Here is a 17,707-nt window from a genome sequence, read left to right as displayed (position 1 = left end):
GGTTGATTCCCCAAGGGGATGGGGGTCGATATGGGCTTTTGGACTTGGCGTCAAGCCCCTTGCTGCCTCAGCCCAGTATGGCCTCGATCGAGGCCCGGACTTCCTTGATGTCCGCCAACCCGTTCACTGGGCGCAGATCACCTTTGGCATAGTAGTAACCGATCAACGGAGATGTCTTCTTGTAGTACTCCATCAACCGGGTCCGCAGGCTGTCTTCGTTGTCATCGGCCCGGCGTACCATGTTGGTACCGCCACATTTATCACATTCCCCATCGACCGCGGTGGGCTTGGTTTCGTCGTGATAGACCTCGCCGCAATCGCCACAGGAGAATCTGCCGGTGATCCGCTTGACCAACGCATCGTCATCCACGCGCATTTCGATCACGGTGTGCAGCGACTGGCCCAGCTTGGCCAGCAGGGCGGACAAGGCGTCAGCTTGGGCCAAGGTACGCGGGAAGCCGTCGAAGATGAAGCCAGCGCCCTTTTCGGTGGTCAGCTTTTCTTCGATCAGGCCGATAACGATCTCGTCGGTGACAAGCTTGCCCGCGTCCATGATCGCAGCCACCTTCTTGCCCATCTCGGTTCCCGAGCTGCGGGCCTCGCGCAGCATGTCACCGGTGCTGAGCTGGATCATGCCCCGCGTTTCAACCAGGTGGCGTGCTTGCGTACCCTTGCCTGCCCCCGGGGGGCCCAGAAGAATGATATTCATCGACGAGCGGGTCCCTTCCTGCCGCGTTTCTTGCCTTTGCCGCGCAACTGGGACTTTTCGATCAGCCCTTCGTATTGATGCGCCAGCAGGTGGCTCTGAACTTGTTGGATCGTGTCCATGGTCACAGAGACGATGATCAGAACTGAGGTGCCACCAAAATAGAACGGAATGGCGAACTGGCCGCGCAGGATCTCGGGCAGCAGGCAGACCGCCGCCAGATAGGCCGAGCCCAGCACCAGCACGCGGTTGACCACATATTCCAGATACTCGGCGGTCTTCTTGCCGGGACGGATGCCGGGCACAAAGCCGTTCTGCTTTTTCAGGTTGTCCGCCACGTCATCCGGTTTGAACGACACGTTGAACGTGTAGAAATACGCAAAGAATACGATCATCGAAGCGAAGAACAGCAGGTACAGCGGCTGTCCCGGTCCGAAATTGGCCAGCAGCCACGACATGATCGGTCCGTTCGCCGCGCCCGACGAGAAGGTCGAGATCGTGACCGGCAGCAGCAGCAGCGAGCTGGCGAAGATCGCCGGAATCACGCCGGCAGGGTTGACCTTGACCGGCAGGTGGCTCGAGCCGCCTTCATAGACCTTCATGCCGACATTGCGGCGCGGGTACTGGATATGGATCTTGCGCAGCGCGCGCTCCATGAACACCACGAAGGTGATCACAGCGATCACCATCACGATCACGCCGACGATCACGGCCGGGCTGATCGCACCGCTACGGCCTGAGGCGAAGAACTGCGCCAGCGCCGCCGGAACCTCGGCGATGATACCGACGAAGATGATCAGCGAGATGCCGTTGCCGATGCCGCGCGCGGTGATTTGTTCGCCCAGCCACATCAGGAACATGGTGCCACCCACCAGCGTGATCATCGTGGACAGGCGGAAATACAGACCGGGATCGGTCGCCAAATCGCCCGATTCCAGCGAAACCGCCAGGCCATAGGCCTGCACGGTGGCCAGCGCCACAGTGCCAAAACGGGTGTATTGGTTGATCTTCTTGCGGCCCTGCTCGCCCTCTTTCTTGAGTTGTTCGAGCGCGGGAACCATCGAGGTCAGCAGCTGCACGATGATCGATGCCGAGATATAGGGCATGATGCCGAGGGCAAAGATACCCATCCGCCCCAGTGCCCCGCCGGTGAACATCGAAACCATCCCACCGATGCCCTGCCCCGCCTGCTCCATGAACTCGCGCAGCGCCTGCCCGTCGATCCCCGGCACCGGAATAAAGGTGCCCAGACGATAGACAATCAGCAAACCCAGCGTGAACAGGATGCGGTTGCGCAGATCGGTGGCCTTGCCCAGGGCAGCCCAGCTTGTGTTGGCTGCCATTTGTTCTGCTGCTGATACCATAAATCGGTCTCTCTTATGAAAACGCCGCCCGGAACCGTTTTCCGGCTCGGGCGGCGTCTTGGAAAACTCTGAGGTCTATGTAAGCGGGTCGGCGCCCGCTCACAAGCGCTTACTCTGCCGCAGCGGCTTTTGTGACCTTCAGTGAACCGCCCGCTTTTTCCACGGCTTCGATGGCCGACTTCGAGGCGCCGGTCACTTCCAGGTTCAGCTTGGCGGTGATTTCACCCTTGGCCAGAACGCGGACGCCGTCCAGCTTGCGGCGGACCAGGCCCGAGGCAATCAGAGCGTCCTCGGTGATCGCGGCCTTGGCGTCCAGCTTGCCGGCGTCGACGAATTTCTGGATCAGGCCCAGGTTCACAACGGCGTATTCCTTGCGGTTCGGCTTGTTGAAGCCACGCTTGGGCAGGCGCTGATACAGCGGCATCTGGCCGCCTTCATAGCCGTTGATGGCCACACCCGAACGGGATTTCTGGCCTTTGATACCACGGCCACCCATTTTACCCTTGCCCGAGCCGGGACCACGGCCAACGCGGGTCCGTTTCTTGACGGCGCCGGGATTGTCGCGCAGTTCATGCAGTTTCATGTCGCTTCTCCTTAGCCGGATATGACCCCGAAGCGTGATGGGCCAAACACGGCATTTCTTGATTTTGATTCTCGTGGCCGTCATGCCACCGAAGCCCGATACAGCGTCAGGCCTCCGGTTGCAAGTTTTGATTGTCCGATCGCAACGAGTCAGCCCTCGGGATCGGAGATCGGCGCGTCTTGCGGAACGATACCATGTTTGGCCACCAGTTGCCCGACCAAGCTGTCGGGGTGCGGAACGCCGCCGTTCTTGCGCATGATCGCGCGCATCCGGCGTCCGTAGAGATGGATCGAAACCGTATCTTCGTGGAAAAACCGGTCGAGATTCGTATTCGGCCGTGCCATGGCGCGGCGGCGCGTGAAATTGATCGGATAGAACACATGCTCTGGCAGGGCGTATTTGATCTCGCCTGTTTCCTTCAACGCCCAGGTGAACGCCTTTGGCCCCCACACACCCCACAAAAACTCGGGAACGTTGGTGGGATTTCCGGCGTCCCGCGCCTCTTCCAATGGCCGCCGGTGGCGCGGAGGCAGCCAAGGCGGTATTCGATACGGATCATTCGTGTACTCAATCAGCTTGGCCAGAGTTTCACTGTCATGCGGCAGCCCCAATACGCCGATGGCTACCTCACCCTCGAGATACCCGTAGTAATGGCCATTCGCCGTTGAATAGGGTTTCAGGCAATAGGCATCAGTGTCGGCCCAAATCATGTCGGGTTCCTGCGCCAGCATCCGGTATCGGAACTTGTCGGAATGCGGCGCCGGGCTTTGGGTGCGGTCATGGGTGATGAATTCGGAATCGGGCAGGATCTCTCGGGCGTCCCGCTGCTCCACCCCTTCGGGAATGTTGGTCACGTTGTTGTAGGTGTACAGGCGCACGCTGTGGCCCATGTCCAGATAGGACTGGATGCAAAGCAGCTCGAGGAAACTGAGCGGCCCCTCCACCCACAGCATTCCGATCTGGTAGTCCCTCGCCATGCCCTGCCCTTTCACTCGCAAAATCGCGCTGTTCAGGAAGTGGCGCAAATCCCGGGCCCATGCAACGATGCAGTTGGCGCCCCGTGGAAATTCTTGAGGAGACAGACGCCCCAAAAAGGAAAAGGGCACCCGTCCGGCGCCCCACCTGCATCGCGAAGAAGGCCTTTGCCACTTACGAGCAATAAGCGTGCTCGCGTGCGATATCGGCAATGTCGCAGCGGCGGATGCCGATGTCGTTGAGTTCACGGTCGCTCAACCGCTGCAGCTCGGAATAGGTCTTGCTGTATTCTCGCGCGCGGGACTGGGCGCGCTTGATGCCGTCGATCAGGTCGCGGATGCGGGCGGTCAGGTTCAGGCCGCCATGGGGGATGTTCAGTGCGTGTGCCATATCTGGGCTCCTTTCTTGCCGGGGCGTATTCCCTGGCGCTGTGAGTGTCGTTCCTTTTGGACACTCCACAGATAGGCCCGGATGTTACCGCAAACAATCCAAGTCTCGGTCTAGCCGTCATGCACCGGCTGCATGGCAAGCCATGCAGAGGGCGCAAAAAAACGCCCCCGAACGGGTCGGGGGCGTTATCAAGTTGGATCCGAGACGCGATCAGTCGCGTTCTTCGATGATCTCCACCAGATGCGGGATCTTGTTGACCATGCCGCGGATCGAGGGGGTATCCTCCAGTTCGCGGGTCTTGTGCATCTTGTTCAGGCCCAGGCCGATCAGGGTTGCGCGCTGGTCGGCGGGGCGGCGGATCGGCGAGCCGATCTGCTTGACGACGATGGTTTTTGCCATGGTGACGTCTCCTTACGCTTCTTCGGCGACTTGCGCCGATGCGGCCGGTGCTTCGTCCCGCTTGGGCAGGATGTCAGCGACCTTCTTGCCACGACGTGCGGCAACCGAACGCGGGCTCTGTTCTTTCTTCAGGCCGTCGATGGTGGCGCGGATCATGTTGTAGGGGTTCTGCGAGCCCAGCGACTTGGACACCACGTCCTTGACGCCCAGCATCTCGAACACGGCACGCATCGGACCACCGGCGATGATACCGGTACCTTCCGGCGCGGTGCGCATGACGACCTTGCCGGCGCCGTGGCGGCCTTCGATATCGTGGTGCAGGGTGCGGCCTTCGCGCAGCTGCACGCGGATCATGTTGCGTTTGGCCTGCTCGGTGGCCTTGCGGATGGCCTCGGGCACTTCTTTCGCCTTGCCCTTGCCAAAGCCGACGCGGCCTTTCTGATCGCCGACAACCACCAGAGCGGCGAAGCCGAAGCGCTTACCACCCTTTACAGTTTTCGACACGCGGTTGATCGCAACCAGGCGATCTGCGAATTCCGGTGCTTCCTCGCGCTCGCGACGGTTGCCCCGGCGGTTTTCACGTTCTGCCATTTCGGCATCCCTTTCTCTGATGGCGCGTCAGCGCCGTTACTTCAATCCAGGTGAGCCCCGGCCCGCGGCCGAGGCTCCCGGATCATCGGGGTGGCCGCATGGGCCACCCACAGGTCTTAGATCTTCAGGCCGCCTTCACGCGCAGCGTCGGCCAGAGCCTTCACCTTGCCGTGGAACAGGAAGCCGCCACGATCGAAATAGGCCTCTTCTACGCCGGCCTTCTTGGCCCGCTCGGCGATGGCCGCGCCCACCTTGGTGGCCGCTTCGATGTTGTTCTTGCCGACAACGCCCAGATCCTTTTCCAGGGTCGAGGCCGAGGCCAGGGTCACGCCGCGCACATCGTCGATCAGCTGGACCGAGATGTTCTTGTTCGAGCGGTGCACCGACAGGCGCGGACGCCCGGCGTTGACCTTGCGAAGCTTGTTCCGAACGCGCAGGCGGCGCTTCAGAAACAGGGTTCTTTTGCTGTTTGCCATTGTGTTCGTCCTTACTTCTTCTTGCCTTCCTTGCGGAAGATGAACTCGCCCTTGTAGCGGATGCCCTTGCCTTTGTACGGCTCGGGGCGGCGCCAGTCGCGGATCTTGGCCGCCACTTCGCCCACCAGCTGCTGGTCGATGCCTTCCACGACGATCTCGGTCTGCTTCGGCGCGGTGATTGTGACACCTTCCGGCGCAACGAAATCGACATCGTGGCTGTAGCCCAGGTTCAGCTTCAGGGTGTTGCCCTGCATCTGAGCGCGGTAACCCACACCCTGGATCTCCAGCTCTTTCTTGAAGCCGTTGGTCACGCCTTCAACCAGGTTGGCAACCATGGTGCGGCTCATGCCCCACTGCTGACGTGCACGCTTCGAGGTGCCGCGCGGAGTGATCTTGACCACGTTGTCTTCGACCGACAGGGTGACGTCGTCGGTTGCGGTGAAGCTGCGGGTACCTTTCGGACCCTTCACTTCGATGGTCTGGCCGGACACAGCAGCGGAAACGCCGCTGGGCAGCTCGACCGGTTTTTTACCAATACGAGACATTCCAGACCTCCTTAGAAGACGGTGCAGAGCACTTCGCCGCCAACATTGTTGGAGCGAGCGTTCGCGTCCGACATCACGCCCTTGGGCGTGCTGACAATCGACACGCCCAGACCCTGACGGACCTGCGGAATGTCATTGACACCCATGTAAACGCGACGACCGGGCTTCGAGACCCGCTTCAGTTCGCGAATGACAGGGGTGCCTTCATAGTATTTCAGGCTGATCTCAAGCGCCGGATGGCCATTGGCGCCGGTCACTTTTTCATAGCCGCGGATGTAGCCTTCGTCCGCCAGCACGTCCAGAACCCAGGCGCGCAGTTTCGACGCCGGAGTGGTCACGGTGGACTTGCCGCGCATCTGCGCGTTGCGGATACGGGTGAGCATATCGCCGATAGGATCGTTCATATCACTCTCTCCCTTACCAGCTCGATTTCACCATGCCGGGGATCTGACCAGCAGAGCCCAGCTCGCGCAGCGCGATACGGCTGATCTTCAGCTTACGATAGTAAGCGTGCGGACGGCCGGTCAGCTGGCAGCGGTTGTGCAGACGGGTTGCCGAGCTGTTGCGCGGCAGTTTCGCCAGTTTCAGTCGCGCCTTGAAGCGCTCTTCCATCGGGCGGCTCTCGTCATTCGCGATTTCTTTCAGCTCGGCGCGTTTTGCGGCGTATTTGGCCACCAGGCGCTCGCGCTTCTTTTCGCGCTCGATCATTGCTTTTTTAGCCATGTCTCTTTCCTCCCGGCGCTTACGCGTTGAACGGCATGTTGAAGTGCTTCAACAGTGCCTTTGCTTCAGCGTCGGTTTTCGCTGTGGTGGCAATTACGATGTCCAGGCCCCAGACCTCGTCGACTTTGTCGAAGTCGATTTCCGGGAACACGATGTGCTCTTTCATGCCCATGGCAAAGTTGCCACGGCCGTCAAAAGCCGGTTTCACACCGCGGAAGTCACGCACGCGCGGCAGCGCGATGGTGATCAGACGGTCCAGGAATTCGTACATCCGGTCGCCGCGCAGGGTGACCTTGGCGCCCAGCGGCATGTCTTCACGGACGCGGAAACCCGCGATCGACTTCTTCGCCTTGGTCGCCACGGCCTTCTGGCCGGCAATCGCAGTCAGATCCTCGACGGCGGCCTTCGCCTTCTTCGAGTCCTTCACCGCCTCGGCACCACAGCCGATGTTCAGAACGATCTTCTCCAGCTTGGGGATCTGCATATCGTTCTTGTAGCCGAACTCTTCCTTCAGAGCGGCGCGGATCTTGTCGGCGTACTGAGCTTTCAGACGCGGGGTGTAGGTTGCAGCATCAAGCATCGATCACGTCCCCCGTGGTCTTGGCGTAACGAACCTTCTTGTCACCTTCCATGCGGAAGCCGACGCGGGTTGCCTTGCCGTTCTTGTCCAGCAGAGCCAGGTTCGACAGGTCGATCGGCATCGCCTTGGGCAGGCGGCCACCTTGCGAGGTCTGCGACTGGCGGGTGTGGCGGATGGCGATGTTGATGCCATCAACCACGGCTTTGCCAGCTTTCGGGTCGACCGAGGTGATCACGCCCTCTTTGCCCTTGTCCTTGCCGGCCAGCACGACGACCTTATCGCCTTTGCGGAGTTTAGCAGCCATGATTACAGCACCTCCGGAGCCAGCGAGATGATCTTCATGAAGTTCTTCGCGCGCAGTTCACGAACGACGGGGCCGAAGATACGGGTACCCACGGGCTCGTTGTTGTTGTTCAGGATGACGGCGGCGTTGCGATCGAAGCGGATCGCGGTACCGTCTTCGCGACGGACTTCCTTGGCGGTGCGCACGACGACGGCCTTGCGGACGTCACCTTTCTTCACGCGGCCGCGCGGGATGGCTTCCTTCACCGAGACGACGATGATGTCGCCGACGGAGGCGTATTTACGCTTGGAACCACCCAGGACCTTGATGCACTGAACTCGGCGTGCGCCGGAGTTGTCAGCGACATCCAGATTGGTCTGCATCTGGATCATGTGGTTTCTCCCGACCTGTGGGGGCTGGTCTAGTTAGTTCCCCCAGGGTTTCGACAAATGGAAAGTTCCGCGGGCTTACGCCTCCAGAACCTCCCAGCGTTTCGTCTTCGATTTCGGCGCGCATTCGATGATGCGTACGGTGTCGCCGACCTTGAAGGCGTTCTTTTCATCGTGAGCCCGGTATTTCTTGGACTTACGGATGGTCTTCTTCAGAACCGGGTGCGTGAAGCGGCGCTCCACCAGCACGGTGACGGTCTGTTCGTTGGCGTCGCTGGTCACGGTGCCTTGCAGAATACGTTTGGGCATCTCTCAGGCTCCTCAGTTCGCAGCTTCAGCAGCTTTTTCGTTCAGCACGGTCTGGATGCGGGCCACGTCGCGGCGCACGCTCTTGATCCGGGCGGTGTTCTCGAGTTGTCCGGTCGCCTGCTGGAAGCGCAGGTTGAATGCTTCCTTCTTCAGGTTGACCAGATCCTCCCGGAGCTGGTCCGGGGTCTTGTTACGCAGTTCCTGGGCGTTCATCGCCTTTTCCTTTGCTCAAAACACCAGAAGGCCCCTTCGCGGGTCACCTTTGACCTGGTGGATGAATTACAGACATGCGAATCGCCCGACGCAGTCGGGAGATCGCAGGATGCCGCCGTATAAGGGTTTGGGGGGTGGGTGGCAAGGGAAAGTTTCAAACCTCCAACCCGTCACCTCCAGAGGACACTCCAGCAAGCAAATCTTCGCGCTCAACTTCCTTCAAGCCCGAGCGTCGGGCTACATGAAGAAGTCGCAGGATCATGACCTCTTCGGGCTTCCCCGAAATCCAGCGAGGCGCGGCTGAAAGAGACTCCTGATCTTCTATTTTGACCGCGGAAATCCCACTTGCCTCAATCCCACCTGTAGTTGAAGCTTACCGAGATCCTCTCTTCTTCGGCCATGTTCATCGGCACCTCGTGGCGGAGCCAGCTTTCCCAAAGCAACACGTCACCGACCTCGGGCTTCATATAAATGAACGGTTGCAATTCCCGCCGTGCGCCCTTGCGGCGCACCGGCGCAGCCATCATCCGACCTGAGCGCGGGTCCTCCAGCTTCAACGCGCTGGCTCCCTCTGGCATCGAAACATAGGTCGTTCCGGATATCACACTGTGTGGATGGATATGGCTGGCATGCATTCCGCCTTCTGGCAGAATGTTGATCCAAAGATCCTCGAGCTTCAATCCGCGCCCATCCAGATCGAATTCCAAGTCTTCGGCAAACGCGGCCACATGTTGGTCCAGCACCTTGACCAGATCGGCGAAGATCGGGAAGCGCCACGGCAAGTCGGTCAGCGAGGCATAGCTGGTGTAGCCAGGATAGCCGTTTTCTTCGCACCATTCCTGGCCGGCTTCGTCGTCCTGGGCGATGACCAGACAGGAGTTCTCCAGTTCCTCCGGTTCGATCCTGGGATCGAACTCGGACAGAGCGGCGCGGTAAAGTCGGGTGACGAAGAGCGATTCGATCTGTGGCATGATCTCGTCCTAATGCAGCGTCGCAACGAAAGCCATGGAAGTTTTGCGAGGCTCTGCCTCGCGCTCCGGGATATTTGCGGCCAGATGAATCTCGCGTGAATCTCGCGGTCCATTCTGCATCAGGCAAGAAATATCCCCGGGGGAGCCGCGGCTTGCCGCGGTGGGGGAAGCGCCCCCTCGAAAAAAGCCTTACCCCCGCCGGTTTCCCAACGGGGGTAGTATTGTCGCGACAGGGTTGCCCCAGCCGCTTACCAGTCCTCGCGGACGACGACGCGGGTCTTGATCGGCAGCTTCATCGCAGCCAGGCGCAGGGCCTCGCGAGCGATTTCATCGTTGACGCCGTCGATCTCGAACATCACGCGACCGGGCTTCACTTTGGCTGCCCAATAGTCAACCGAGCCTTTACCTTTACCCATACGGACTTCGGTCGGCTTCGAGGTCACGGGGGTATCCGGGAAGATCCGGATCCAGACACGACCTTGACGTTTCATGTGACGGGTCATGGCACGACGTGCAGCTTCGATCTGACGCGCGGTCACGCGCTCGGGCTGCAGGGCTTTCAGACCGTAGGTGCCAAAGTTCAGATCAGAGCCGCCCTTGGCTTCGCCCTTGATCCGGCCTTTGTGCATCTTGCGGAATTTCGTACGCTTTGGTTGAAGCATCTCAAATCCTCCTTAGCGACGGCCGCCTGCACCACGCGGTGCCGGACCATCCTGGAGTTCCTGTGCTTTACGGTCACGTGCCTGCGGATCGTGCTCCATGATCTCACCTTTGAAGATCCAGACCTTGATCCCGATGATCCCGTAGGGGGTCATCGCTTCGGCATGTGCGTAATCGATGTCGGCACGCAGGGTGTGCAGAGGCACGCGGCCTTCGCGGTACCATTCGGTCCGTGCGATTTCGGCACCGCCCAGACGACCAGCGACGTTCACCCGGATACCCAGGGCGCCCATGCGCATGGCGTTCTGAACCGACCGCTTCATCGCGCGACGGAACGAAACGCGGCGCTCCAGCTGCTGAGCGATCGACTCGGCAACCAGCTGCGCGTCGAGTTCCGGCTTGCGCACTTCGACGATGTTCAGGTGCAGTTCGCTGTCGGTCATCGCGGCCAGCTTCTTGCGCAGAACTTCAATGTCCGCGCCTTTCTTGCCGATGATGACACCCGGACGTGCGGTGTGGATCGTGACGCGGCACTTCTTGTGCGGACGCTCGATGATCACACGGGCCACGCCGGCCTGCTTGCACTCTTTCTTGATGAACTCACGGATCTTGAGGTCTTCCAGCAGAAGATCACCGTAGTCCTTGGTATCTGCGTACCAACGGCTGTCCCAGGTGCGGTTGACCTGAAGGCGCATGCCGATCGGATTGACTTTATGTCCCATTAGGCTTGCTCCTCAACTTGACGCACCTTGATGGTGATCTCCGAGAACGGCTTCATGATCTTGCCGAAACGGCCGCGGGCACGCGGGCGGCCGCGCTTCATGACCAGGTTCTTGCCAACCCAGGCCTCGGCGACGATCAGCTCGTCGACATCCAGGTTGTGGTTGTTCTCGGCGTTGGCGATGGCCGACTGAAGGCATTTCTTCACGTCCTGCGCGACACGCTTGTTCGAGAAAGTCAGGTCGGTCAGAGCCTTCTCGACTTTCTTGCCGCGGATCATCGCTGCAACCAGGTTCAGTTTCTGCGGGCTGGTGCGAAGCATACGGGTCTTGGCCATTGCTTCGTTTTCAGCCACGCGGCGGGGGTTCTTTGCCTTGCCCATGACTTACTTCCGCTTCGCTTTCTTGTCCGCGGCGTGACCGTAATAGGTCCGGGTCGGCGAGTACTCACCGAACTTCTGACCGATCATGTCTTCCGTGACGGATACAGGGATATGTTTCTGGCCGTTATACACACCAAAGGTCAGACCCACGAACTGGGGCAGGATGGTGGAACGACGCGACCAGATCTTGATGACTTCGTTGCGGCCCGACTCGCGCGCTGCTTCGGCTTTTTTCAGCACGTAAGCGTCGACGAAAGGACCCTTCCAAACAGAGCGAGACATGTCTTAACGCCCTTTCTTCTTGGCGTGCCGCGAGCGGATGATCAGCTTCTGGGACGCTTTGTTCTTGTTGCGGGTACGCTTACCCTTGGTGTCCTTACCCCAAGGCGTAACCGGCGTACGGCCACCCGAGGTCCGGCCTTCACCACCACCGTGGGGGTGATCGATCGGGTTCATGGCAACACCACGGACCGACGGACGCACGCCCTTGTGGCGCATACGACCGGCTTTGCCGAGGTTCTGGTTGCTGTTGTCCGGGTTCGACACGGCACCGACGGTGGCCATGCATTCCTGGCGCACCATGCGCAGCTCGCCCGAGCTCAGACGGATCTGGGCATAGCCGCCATCGCGGCCGACGAACTGGGCGTAGGTGCCCGCGGCACGTGCGATCTGACCGCCCTTGCCGGGCTTCATCTCGATGTTGTGCACGATGGTACCGATCGGCATGCCCGAGAACGGCATCGCGTTGCCGGGCTTGATGTCGGCCTTGGCCGAAGCGATGACCTTGTCGCCAACCGCCAGACGCTGCGGCGCCAGGATATAGGCCAGCTCGCCGTCGTCATATTTGATCAGTGCGATGAATGCGGTCCGGTTCGGGTCGTATTCGATCCGCTCGACGGTTGCCGCCACATCCAGTTTGTTCCGTTTGAAGTCAACGATCCGGTAGAGACGCTTTGCGCCACCGCCGCGGCGGCGTGAAGTGATCCGTCCGGTGTTGTTCCGGCCGCCCGATTTGGTCAAACCCTCGGTGAGAGACTTGACCGGACGTCCTTTCCAAAGCTCCGAACGGTCGATCAGCACCAGCCCGCGCTGGCCCGGCGTCGTCGGTTTGTACGACTTGAGTGCCATGCTTTCTGTCTTCCGTTTAGCAAGCGCGAGGATCAATCCCCGCTATGTGAGAGGCCCCCGTAGGTGCCCAGTTTATAGGGCCCCGAAGGTCCCCGGTTTCAAATATCAGAGGCCCCGGAACGAATCCGAGGCCGCAAGATTGGGAGCGTTTAGCAGGGTTGGGGGTGGGTGTCTATAGCGCTCTAGGTGCTTTCCACCAAATTTAAGAACCAACAGGCATCTCAAGACATACTTCAGAATTAGCGGCCAACCTGACTGACGAGCTTTGAAGGCAAGCTAAAGGTGTCACAAAGATACCTATTGCAATCCAGAAATGAGTAGATAACTTTCGGCACAACCAAGTTGAAAGGAACATTTGTGCCAAAATTCTCTGAGTATTTTAAAATTAATGCTCCACAATCTCAACTCGATTTTGTCGATATCAGTACAGACTTCGACACACCCGTTTACGTAGACCCCTACGCCATTGAAATTAGAAACGATGTATGGTCTGCGGAAGCTTCGAATCTCATTAGAGCGTTCTTTGTTGAAGTTTTGGATGCGCTTAGAGCAGGAGACGACCTCAGGGCACGGAACTTGATGTCTCACCTGCATGAGCCTTACGAAACCTACCTTGGAGTCTCCTCAGCCAAACCGCAAGGCAAAGGAGTAGGGCAAAAACAGTCACGCCAGCTAATCGCAGCGATCAAAAACAGCGCTGCCTTTCAATCGGGTCTACTATCCGATCTTTCAGAAATGGCCTTGTTCGTTGAGCATGTGGATCGTGACAAGATTTCTGACCTGACCACCAACGTCATTAGAGAGCGCTTGGTGCAATACACCCAAGAGCAGTGCGCACTATATAGCATTCCTACAAATCAGTATAATGGGCCTCCACTTTGGGATGCCAACCTCCGCAATTGGCGAAGCCAGTACGTAGACCTTCCATTCATAGAAGACGCACCAGTGCTCCTGATCCCAAAGTATATAGTTAGAAAACGGCTGTCGCTTGATAGCCAAGAGTTTTACAATAAACATATTACCGATTTTTTGGTCTCGGAGCACATTCAAGCCAACAGTAGTTTGGTAACACTTTTGAAGGGCAAGCCTAAGGTCTACAAAAAAGACGTACGGGAAAAGCATCCAAAGTCTAAGAAGCTCATAACTGACTTGGTTGCCCAAAATCCTGGTTTGCTGGACCTGTACAAACGCTTAGCAAGCAGCGAAGCCCGAATTATGGTCAACACAAGTGACACCGATCAGTCTGTTTCTCAATCCTGCATAGATCTGATAGCCGAGCTTGAAAAAATTCCAGCCGGAATGAAAGGTGCAGACGCTTACCACATCTGGGCCATGCACGCGTTAACTGTTTGTTTTTACCCAGACCTCATTCAACCTCACAAGGAATGGGAAATAAACCAAGGTCGAAAACGTATCGATATTGTATTCACCAACGCTGCAAACAACGGTTTTTTTGCTCATCGAAGGGATGCGAACAATACCGCTGCTACCATGGTTGTTGTCGAGTGCAAGAATTATACAAAAGACATTGCTAACCCAGAGGTCGACCAATTGTTGGGACGCTTCGACAATAACAGAGGCCGTTTCGGAATTATCACTTGCCGCGGAGTGCAAGACAGAGACCGTCTTTTAGAGCGTCAGCGGGATTTAGCGAAGGGCGGCCAAGCTTACATCTTGGTTCTAACAGATGATGATTTCAGAAAGCTACTAGAAGCAAAGTCTAAGCTTGAAGAAGAGGCTCTAGGTGAAATTCTTCACCAGAAATTTCGAGAGATAATATCGTAAAAAAACCCCCGCCTTTCGGCGGGGGCTTTCATCTCTCTCCAAAGACGGGTCCGATCAGAGACCGGTGGTCACGTCGATGGTGTTGCCCTCTTCCAGGGTCACATAGGCTTTTTTGACGTCTTTCCGCTTGCCCAGCTGGCCGCGGAACCGCTTGACCTTGCCTTTGGTCACGGTGGTGTTCACCGCCTTGACCTTCACACCAAACAGCGCCTCGACGGCCTCTTTGATCTGCGGCTTGTTGGCGTCGATCGCGACCTCGAAGACAACCGCGCCGTTTTCGGACGCCATGGTCGTTTTCTCGGTGATGATCGGCTTGCGGATCACGTCGTAGTGTTCTGCCTTCGCGCTCATTTCAGTCGAGCCTCCAGTGCTTCGACACCCGCCTTGGTGAGCACCAGCGTGTCACGCTTGAGGATGTCATAGACGTTTGCGCCCATCGACGGCAGGATATCCAGACCCTCGATGTTGCGGGCTGCGCGGGCGAACCCTTCGTTCACGGTGGCGCCGTCGATGACCAGAGCGCGCTTCCAGCCCAGGTTTGCAACCTGCTTGGCCAGTGCGGCGGTCTTGCCTTCGGCCTCGGCAGCCTCGATCACGACCAGCTCACCTGCCTTTGCCTTGGCCGACAGAGCGTGGCGCAGGCCCAGCTTGCGGAACTTCTTCGGCAGGTCGTGGCCGTGCGAACGCGGGGTCGGACCTTTGTAGATGCCACCCTTGCGGAAGATCGGCGCATTGCGGTCACCGTGACGTGCGCCACCGGTGCCCTTCTGGCGATAGATCTTCTTGGTCGAGTAGCTGGTCTCGGACCGGGTCTTGACCTTGTGGGTGCCGGCCTGCGCGTTGTTGCGCTGCCAACGGACCACACGGTGCAGGATGTCCGCACGCGGCTCGAGGCCGAACAGAGCTTCGTCCAGCTCGATGTCGCCGGCTTTCTTGCCGTCCAGTTTGATCACGTCAAGTTTCATGCTTCACCCCCTTCCGCGGGCGCTTCTTCAGCCGGAGCCTCGGTCGCTGCAGTTTTCAGAGCAGCCGGGAACGGCAGACCCTCGGGCGCTTTCTTCTTCACGGCGTCCTTGACGGTGACCCAGCCCGATTTCGGCCCAGGAACGGCACCCTTGATGAAGACCAGGCCACGCTCGGCGTCGGTTTTGACGACTTCGAGGTTCTGCGTGGTGACACGTGCAGCACCCATGTGACCGGCCATCTTCTTGCCCTTGAACACCTTGCCCGGGTCCTGACACTGACCGGTCGAACCGTGCGAACGGTGCGAGATCGAGACACCGTGCGAGGCGCGCAGACCACCGAAGTTGTGGCGCTTCATCGCACCGGCAAAGCCTTTACCGATCGAGGTGCCCGAAACGTCAACCTTCTGACCTTCGACGAAGTGATCTGCCGAGATCTCGGCGCCCACTTCGATCAGCGCGTCTTCCGACACGCGGAACTCGGCCAGCTTGCGCTTGGGCTCGACCTTGGCGGCGGCGAAGTGGCCGCGCATGGCCTTCGAGGTGCGTTTTGCCTTGGCGGCACCGGCGCCCAACTGAACGGCGGTATAGCCGTCTTTGTCAGCGGTGCGCTGTGCGACGACCTGCAGATTGTCCAGGTGCAGTACGGTGACAGGGATCTGACGACCGTCTTCCATGAACAGCCGGGTCATGCCGACTTTCTTTGCGATAATACCAGAGCGCATCATCAATACCCTCCGATCTTACGACTGCAGCTTGATCTCGACGTCCACACCAGCGGCGAGGTCGAGCTTCATCAGCGCGTCCACGGTCTGGGGCGTCGGATCTACGATGTCGAGCAGACGCTTGTGCGTGCGGATCTCGAACTGATCGCGGGATTTCTTGTCAACGTGAGGGCCACGGAGAACCGTGAACTTCTCGATTTTGTTCGGCAGAGGGATCGGGCCACGCACTTGCGCGCCGGTCCGCTTGGCAGTGTTGACGATCTCTTGCGTGCTGGCATCCAGGACGCGATAGTCAAATGCCTTGAGCCGAATACGGATGTTTTGGCTTTGCATCATAACAGCCTTTTTTTCAGGCGTTGGAGTTGAGAGGAGGACAGGCGCTCATCGCCAACCCTCATCGAACCCAAAAGGCGGGAATCACCCCGCCTTTACGTTCTGCATGAGAACCCGCGCGGCATACATGGGAGAAAGGGGTTTGGCAAGGGATTTTGGTTAGAAAACATGCTTGCTGCGCGGCAGGCTACTTTACCAACAACCCTCGAAACTCTGAAACCAAGGATTTTATCAGCGGGACGCATTCTTTGTTGTAATCGTCCCAAGCTTGCCGGCCTTCTGCGAAGTCACCAACATCTATCGCAATTTCGCGGCTTACCAGCGAGCTTTGCATCCTGTCGCAGATTGAGCGGATCAATCGAAATATCTCCGGCTCGAAGAACAGCTCATTTGATCGTGTGAGCCGGTCGAAGGCAGCAAAGGCCGTTGCCGCCTCGGCAAACCTCTTGCGATCTACCATATTTTGAAACCTGTCCTGCACATCGACAGAGCAAAGGATCTCCCTTTTTTGCCACTCCTCCAGATCAAATGAAGAGAGGTATTCATCTCGCGCCTGTTCATCCATGCGGCGGAGGTCCGAATACTGCTGCAAAGGAGATATGTAACAGAGCAGATTCTCCTGAGCAGTCTTCAACGACTCCCACGTGCGAAGTATTGCTTCAAACTGTTTCTCTTGAAGCCGGATGCGGGCTTTCAACGCTCCATCGATTTCTGCGCGAAAATGTTCGAGCTCTTTCGCCTTGTCGCGCCTAAAGGCCTCGAGTCGCTTTGAAAACTGTGCCTCAAGCCAACCGCGTCCCAAGCTTCCAAAAAATGCCAAAGGCGACGAACGCGTCGCCTTCACCAGCCGATACACTTGTTACAATGACTGACTCAATATCCAATGCCATCGATGTCTCCGTTCAAGCTCGTGAGCATTGCGAACCGTGTCTTCCTGACGTCTGGGAAGACTATTCTCACATCAAAATTTAACTACAGATTCGTACTCATTCGCAGTCGCTATTGGACTTTCAGAAAATGAAAAAGAAAAGGCCGCCCCCCCCCACGGAGCGGCCTTCTTGGTTTTCTCACCGTGTTGCTTTCGGCAGATTGTCCCCTGGAAAATCACCTGCCGCAACCAGGCGCGGCAAGCGCGCCTTGCGCGATGATTTTCGACACACTTTTTGTGCGCGTCTCGTGATTATTGAATCCAAACAAAAAGGGCGCCCCGAGGGACGCCCCTTCCGTTTGATCATTCGCGTGTGCGAATTACTCGATGATTTTCGACACGACGCCGGCGCCGACGGTGCGGCCGCCTTCGCGGATGGCGAAACGCAGGCCGTCTTCCATCGCGATCGGAGCGATCAGTTCGACGGTGAAGCCGACGTTGTCGCCCGGCATGACCATCTCGGTGCCTTCCTTCAACTGAACCGTGCCGGTCACGTCAGTCGTACGGAAGTAGAACTGCGGACGGTAGTTCGCGAAGAACGGGGTGTGACGGCCGCCCTCTTCCTTGGTCAGGATGTAGGCTTCGGC

General features: G+C 58.4%; 29 protein-coding genes. 1 reads left to right on the top strand and 28 read right to left on the bottom strand.

Annotated features, from left to right (window positions below; translation table 11 throughout):
• Positions 1–67 precede the first annotated feature (67 nt).
• The 22 genes from AC2FMN_RS04820 to rplB all read right to left on the bottom strand — a co-directional run bounded on the left by AC2FMN_RS04820 (position 68) and on the right by rplB (position 12,387).
• Positions 68–709, bottom strand: a complete 642-nt coding sequence (locus AC2FMN_RS04820; RefSeq protein WP_496686668.1) for an adenylate kinase — start codon at positions 707–709, stop codon at positions 68–70.
• Positions 706–2,070 (bottom strand): preprotein translocase subunit SecY, encoded by a 1,365-nt coding sequence (gene secY, locus AC2FMN_RS04815; RefSeq protein ID WP_149775089.1) that lies wholly within the window; start codon positions 2,068–2,070, stop codon positions 706–708. The genes AC2FMN_RS04820 and secY overlap by 4 nt, the downstream gene beginning before the upstream one ends.
• Positions 2,071–2,179: 109 nt before the next feature.
• Positions 2,180–2,653, bottom strand: a complete 474-nt coding sequence (rplO, locus tag AC2FMN_RS04810) for a 50S ribosomal protein L15 (RefSeq protein ID WP_496679192.1) — start codon at positions 2,651–2,653, stop codon at positions 2,180–2,182.
• A gap of 149 nt (positions 2,654–2,802) precedes the next feature.
• Positions 2,803–3,630 carry a hypothetical protein gene (locus tag AC2FMN_RS04805; protein WP_496686667.1) on the bottom strand — a complete coding sequence of 276 codons (828 nt, stop codon included), beginning with the start codon at positions 3,628–3,630 and terminating at the stop codon, positions 2,803–2,805.
• Between the two features lie 172 nt (positions 3,631–3,802).
• On the bottom strand, positions 3,803–4,018 hold the full coding sequence (locus tag AC2FMN_RS04800; RefSeq protein ID WP_496686666.1) for a DUF1127 domain-containing protein: 216 nt from the start codon (positions 4,016–4,018) through the stop codon (positions 3,803–3,805).
• A 210-nt stretch (positions 4,019–4,228) separates the two neighbouring features.
• Positions 4,229–4,417: a 50S ribosomal protein L30 gene (gene rpmD / locus AC2FMN_RS04795; protein ID WP_149775093.1), complete on the bottom strand. Its 189-nt coding sequence runs from the start codon at positions 4,415–4,417 to the stop codon at positions 4,229–4,231.
• Positions 4,418–4,429: 12 nt separating this feature from the next.
• The gene (rpsE, locus tag AC2FMN_RS04790; RefSeq protein WP_496679198.1) at positions 4,430–5,008 is read right to left on the bottom strand and encodes a 30S ribosomal protein S5; all 579 of its coding nucleotides are present in this window, start codon (positions 5,006–5,008) and stop codon (positions 4,430–4,432) included.
• A 116-nt stretch (positions 5,009–5,124) separates the two neighbouring features.
• Positions 5,125–5,484 carry a 50S ribosomal protein L18 gene (rplR, locus tag AC2FMN_RS04785; RefSeq protein WP_005980751.1) on the bottom strand — a complete coding sequence of 120 codons (360 nt, stop codon included), beginning with the start codon at positions 5,482–5,484 and terminating at the stop codon, positions 5,125–5,127.
• A gap of 11 nt (positions 5,485–5,495) precedes the next feature.
• Complete coding sequence (gene rplF, locus AC2FMN_RS04780; RefSeq protein WP_490361834.1) at positions 5,496–6,029, bottom strand: 50S ribosomal protein L6; 534 nt, start codon at positions 6,027–6,029, stop codon at positions 5,496–5,498.
• 11 nt (positions 6,030–6,040) lie between these two features.
• A complete protein-coding gene (gene rpsH, locus AC2FMN_RS04775; protein ID WP_490361835.1) occupies positions 6,041–6,433 on the bottom strand; it encodes a 30S ribosomal protein S8 in 393 nt (130 codons plus the stop codon).
• A gap of 13 nt (positions 6,434–6,446) precedes the next feature.
• A complete protein-coding gene (gene rpsN / locus AC2FMN_RS04770) occupies positions 6,447–6,752 on the bottom strand; it encodes a 30S ribosomal protein S14 (protein WP_005980746.1) in 306 nt (101 codons plus the stop codon).
• 19 nt (positions 6,753–6,771) lie between these two features.
• Positions 6,772–7,332, bottom strand: a complete 561-nt coding sequence (gene rplE / locus AC2FMN_RS04765) for a 50S ribosomal protein L5 (RefSeq protein ID WP_496686665.1) — start codon at positions 7,330–7,332, stop codon at positions 6,772–6,774.
• Positions 7,325–7,636, bottom strand: a complete 312-nt coding sequence (gene rplX / locus AC2FMN_RS04760; protein ID WP_149775099.1) for a 50S ribosomal protein L24 — start codon at positions 7,634–7,636, stop codon at positions 7,325–7,327. Before rplX ends, rplE begins: the two co-directional genes overlap by 8 nt.
• A 2-nt stretch (positions 7,637–7,638) precedes the next feature.
• Complete coding sequence (gene rplN, locus AC2FMN_RS04755; RefSeq protein ID WP_005621870.1) at positions 7,639–8,007, bottom strand: 50S ribosomal protein L14; 369 nt, start codon at positions 8,005–8,007, stop codon at positions 7,639–7,641.
• Between the two features lie 75 nt (positions 8,008–8,082).
• Positions 8,083–8,313, bottom strand: coding sequence for a 30S ribosomal protein S17 (gene rpsQ / locus AC2FMN_RS04750; protein WP_068344864.1), 231 nt, complete (start codon positions 8,311–8,313; stop codon positions 8,083–8,085).
• A gap of 12 nt (positions 8,314–8,325) precedes the next feature.
• Positions 8,326–8,526, bottom strand: coding sequence for a 50S ribosomal protein L29 (rpmC, locus tag AC2FMN_RS04745; RefSeq protein WP_149775100.1), 201 nt, complete (start codon positions 8,524–8,526; stop codon positions 8,326–8,328).
• Between the two features lie 350 nt (positions 8,527–8,876).
• Complete coding sequence (locus tag AC2FMN_RS04740; RefSeq protein ID WP_496686663.1) at positions 8,877–9,497, bottom strand: 2OG-Fe(II) oxygenase family protein; 621 nt, start codon at positions 9,495–9,497, stop codon at positions 8,877–8,879.
• A gap of 248 nt (positions 9,498–9,745) precedes the next feature.
• Positions 9,746–10,159 carry a 50S ribosomal protein L16 gene (gene rplP, locus AC2FMN_RS04735; protein ID WP_005980704.1) on the bottom strand — a complete coding sequence of 138 codons (414 nt, stop codon included), beginning with the start codon at positions 10,157–10,159 and terminating at the stop codon, positions 9,746–9,748.
• Positions 10,160–10,171: 12 nt separating this feature from the next.
• On the bottom strand, positions 10,172–10,879 hold the full coding sequence (gene rpsC, locus AC2FMN_RS04730) for a 30S ribosomal protein S3 (protein ID WP_149775103.1): 708 nt from the start codon (positions 10,877–10,879) through the stop codon (positions 10,172–10,174).
• Positions 10,879–11,259, bottom strand: a complete 381-nt coding sequence (gene rplV, locus AC2FMN_RS04725) for a 50S ribosomal protein L22 (RefSeq protein ID WP_005980700.1) — start codon at positions 11,257–11,259, stop codon at positions 10,879–10,881. The genes rpsC and rplV overlap by 1 nt, the downstream gene beginning before the upstream one ends.
• A 3-nt stretch (positions 11,260–11,262) precedes the next feature.
• Positions 11,263–11,541: a 30S ribosomal protein S19 gene (rpsS, locus tag AC2FMN_RS04720; RefSeq protein ID WP_496679210.1), complete on the bottom strand. Its 279-nt coding sequence runs from the start codon at positions 11,539–11,541 to the stop codon at positions 11,263–11,265.
• Positions 11,542–11,544: 3 nt separating this feature from the next.
• The gene (gene rplB, locus AC2FMN_RS04715; protein ID WP_496686661.1) at positions 11,545–12,387 is read right to left on the bottom strand and encodes a 50S ribosomal protein L2; all 843 of its coding nucleotides are present in this window, start codon (positions 12,385–12,387) and stop codon (positions 11,545–11,547) included.
• Between the two features lie 342 nt (positions 12,388–12,729).
• Here rplB and AC2FMN_RS04710 point away from each other — a divergent pair, with 342 nt between their 5' ends.
• On the top strand, positions 12,730–14,172 hold the full coding sequence (locus AC2FMN_RS04710; protein WP_496686660.1) for a DUF8370 family protein: 1,443 nt from the start codon (positions 12,730–12,732) through the stop codon (positions 14,170–14,172).
• Between the two features lie 54 nt (positions 14,173–14,226).
• Here the strand turns inward: AC2FMN_RS04710 and AC2FMN_RS04705 are convergent, their stop codons facing one another.
• From AC2FMN_RS04705 to AC2FMN_RS04680, 6 genes are all read right to left on the bottom strand, one after another.
• Positions 14,227–14,523 (bottom strand): 50S ribosomal protein L23, encoded by a 297-nt coding sequence (locus tag AC2FMN_RS04705; protein ID WP_170367992.1) that lies wholly within the window; start codon positions 14,521–14,523, stop codon positions 14,227–14,229.
• A complete protein-coding gene (gene rplD, locus AC2FMN_RS04700) occupies positions 14,520–15,137 on the bottom strand; it encodes a 50S ribosomal protein L4 (protein WP_496686659.1) in 618 nt (205 codons plus the stop codon). Before rplD ends, AC2FMN_RS04705 begins: the two co-directional genes overlap by 4 nt.
• Entirely contained in the window at positions 15,134–15,859 is a 726-nt protein-coding gene (rplC, locus tag AC2FMN_RS04695; RefSeq protein WP_496679215.1) for a 50S ribosomal protein L3, read from the bottom strand. The genes rplD and rplC overlap by 4 nt, the downstream gene beginning before the upstream one ends.
• Positions 15,860–15,877: 18 nt before the next feature.
• Positions 15,878–16,192, bottom strand: coding sequence for a 30S ribosomal protein S10 (rpsJ, locus tag AC2FMN_RS04690; protein ID WP_005621947.1), 315 nt, complete (start codon positions 16,190–16,192; stop codon positions 15,878–15,880).
• Between the two features lie 187 nt (positions 16,193–16,379).
• A complete protein-coding gene (locus tag AC2FMN_RS04685; RefSeq protein WP_496686657.1) occupies positions 16,380–17,036 on the bottom strand; it encodes a hypothetical protein in 657 nt (218 codons plus the stop codon).
• A 404-nt stretch (positions 17,037–17,440) separates the two neighbouring features.
• The coding region (locus AC2FMN_RS04680; RefSeq protein ID WP_496686655.1) for an EF-Tu C-terminal domain-related protein at positions 17,441–17,707 on the bottom strand (267 nt) is incomplete at its 5' end.

The sequence above is a fragment of the Ruegeria sp. BHSC037 genome (assembly GCF_059613045.1).
The sequence above is the reverse complement of the archived record's forward strand: the minus strand, read 5'-3'. Positions and strand labels throughout refer to the sequence as shown.

Bases quoted from the DNA above. Each gene is read 5' to 3' on its own strand.
- rplP (WP_005980704.1), bottom strand. From the start codon at position 10,159: ATGCTTCAACCAAAGCGTACGAAATTCCGCAAGATGCACAAAGGCCGG.
- rpmC (WP_149775100.1), bottom strand. From the start codon at position 8,526: ATGAACGCCCAGGAACTGCGTAACAAGACCCCGGACCAGCTCCGGGAG.
- AC2FMN_RS04800 (WP_496686666.1), bottom strand. From the start codon at position 4,018: ATGGCACACGCACTGAACATCCCCCATGGCGGCCTGAACCTGACCGCC.
- rpsC (WP_149775103.1), bottom strand. From the start codon at position 10,879: ATGGGACATAAAGTCAATCCGATCGGCATGCGCCTTCAGGTCAACCGC.
- rplN (WP_005621870.1), bottom strand. From the start codon at position 8,007: ATGATCCAGATGCAGACCAATCTGGATGTCGCTGACAACTCCGGCGCA.
- rplC (WP_496679215.1), bottom strand. From the start codon at position 15,859: ATGCGCTCTGGTATTATCGCAAAGAAAGTCGGCATGACCCGGCTGTTC.
- AC2FMN_RS04740 (WP_496686663.1), bottom strand. From the start codon at position 9,497: ATGCCACAGATCGAATCGCTCTTCGTCACCCGACTTTACCGCGCCGCT.
- rplB (WP_496686661.1), bottom strand. From the start codon at position 12,387: ATGGCACTCAAGTCGTACAAACCGACGACGCCGGGCCAGCGCGGGCTG.
- secY (WP_149775089.1), bottom strand. From the start codon at position 2,070: ATGGTATCAGCAGCAGAACAAATGGCAGCCAACACAAGCTGGGCTGCC.
- AC2FMN_RS04805 (WP_496686667.1), bottom strand. From the start codon at position 3,630: ATGGCGAGGGACTACCAGATCGGAATGCTGTGGGTGGAGGGGCCGCTC.
- rpsE (WP_496679198.1), bottom strand. From the start codon at position 5,008: ATGGCAGAACGTGAAAACCGCCGGGGCAACCGTCGCGAGCGCGAGGAA.
- rpsH (WP_490361835.1), bottom strand. From the start codon at position 6,433: ATGAACGATCCTATCGGCGATATGCTCACCCGTATCCGCAACGCGCAG.
- rpsS (WP_496679210.1), bottom strand. From the start codon at position 11,541: ATGTCTCGCTCTGTTTGGAAGGGTCCTTTCGTCGACGCTTACGTGCTG.
- rplE (WP_496686665.1), bottom strand. From the start codon at position 7,332: ATGCTTGATGCTGCAACCTACACCCCGCGTCTGAAAGCTCAGTACGCC.
- rpsJ (WP_005621947.1), bottom strand. From the start codon at position 16,192: ATGCAAAGCCAAAACATCCGTATTCGGCTCAAGGCATTTGACTATCGC.
- rplX (WP_149775099.1), bottom strand. From the start codon at position 7,636: ATGGCTGCTAAACTCCGCAAAGGCGATAAGGTCGTCGTGCTGGCCGGC.
- rplO (WP_496679192.1), bottom strand. From the start codon at position 2,653: ATGAAACTGCATGAACTGCGCGACAATCCCGGCGCCGTCAAGAAACGG.
- AC2FMN_RS04820 (WP_496686668.1), bottom strand. From the start codon at position 709: ATGAATATCATTCTTCTGGGCCCCCCGGGGGCAGGCAAGGGTACGCAA.
- rplR (WP_005980751.1), bottom strand. From the start codon at position 5,484: ATGGCAAACAGCAAAAGAACCCTGTTTCTGAAGCGCCGCCTGCGCGTT.
- rpmD (WP_149775093.1), bottom strand. From the start codon at position 4,417: ATGGCAAAAACCATCGTCGTCAAGCAGATCGGCTCGCCGATCCGCCGC.
- AC2FMN_RS04705 (WP_170367992.1), bottom strand. From the start codon at position 14,523: ATGAGCGCGAAGGCAGAACACTACGACGTGATCCGCAAGCCGATCATC.
- rplF (WP_490361834.1), bottom strand. From the start codon at position 6,029: ATGTCTCGTATTGGTAAAAAACCGGTCGAGCTGCCCAGCGGCGTTTCC.
- rpsN (WP_005980746.1), bottom strand. From the start codon at position 6,752: ATGGCTAAAAAAGCAATGATCGAGCGCGAAAAGAAGCGCGAGCGCCTG.
- rplV (WP_005980700.1), bottom strand. From the start codon at position 11,259: ATGGGCAAGGCAAAGAACCCCCGCCGCGTGGCTGAAAACGAAGCAATG.
- rpsQ (WP_068344864.1), bottom strand. From the start codon at position 8,313: ATGCCCAAACGTATTCTGCAAGGCACCGTGACCAGCGACGCCAACGAA.
- rplD (WP_496686659.1), bottom strand. From the start codon at position 15,137: ATGAAACTTGACGTGATCAAACTGGACGGCAAGAAAGCCGGCGACATC.